The 491-nt window shown below is 52.3% G+C and carries 1 protein-coding gene; it reads right to left on the bottom strand.

The annotated features are described in order from the left end of the window. The coding region (locus tag ACE41H_RS25165) for a recombinase family protein (RefSeq protein ID WP_375358313.1) at positions 1–491 on the bottom strand (491 nt) is incomplete at both ends.

Here is a 491-nt window from a genome sequence, read left to right as displayed (position 1 = left end):
ATCAGCCTCATGCCATGATTTCCGCATTTCTCCCCGCTGTCCGGCAGCAGGTATTCACAGGGTTTAATGAGATACTTCCCGTTTCGCTCCTTTGTCACAAACAGCTTTCCTCCACATATGCCACAGAACAGCAAATCCTTCAGCATCGTGGTTCCTGTCTTGACCGTCGCTTTCTCGCGCAGCGCCGCCGCCTTGGCTCCGCGTTCCGCACGCTCCCGTTTCGCTTGCTCCCATTCGTCAGGGGGAATGATGGCCGGATGGGCATCGTTCGTGATGACGGTGTCCACCACCTTGAAGGTATACTCGCCATTTTCCTTCGTATACTTGCGGTCGTGCAGGACAAGACAGCCTTTGTAGACCGGGTTATTGATGATCGCTTTCACGGTTGAAGGCTGGAAGCTATACTGTCGCTGGGTTTTATAACCTTCGCTATTGAGGATATCGGCAATCTTCTGCTTACCCAGACCCTCACTGTGAAGCTTGAAGATATA

The sequence above is a fragment of the Paenibacillus enshidis genome (assembly GCF_042136365.1).
In the GTDB taxonomy this organism is placed as follows: domain Bacteria; phylum Bacillota; class Bacilli; order Paenibacillales; family Paenibacillaceae; genus Paenibacillus; species Paenibacillus enshidis.
This window is presented reverse-complemented; position numbering and strand designations above follow the sequence as displayed.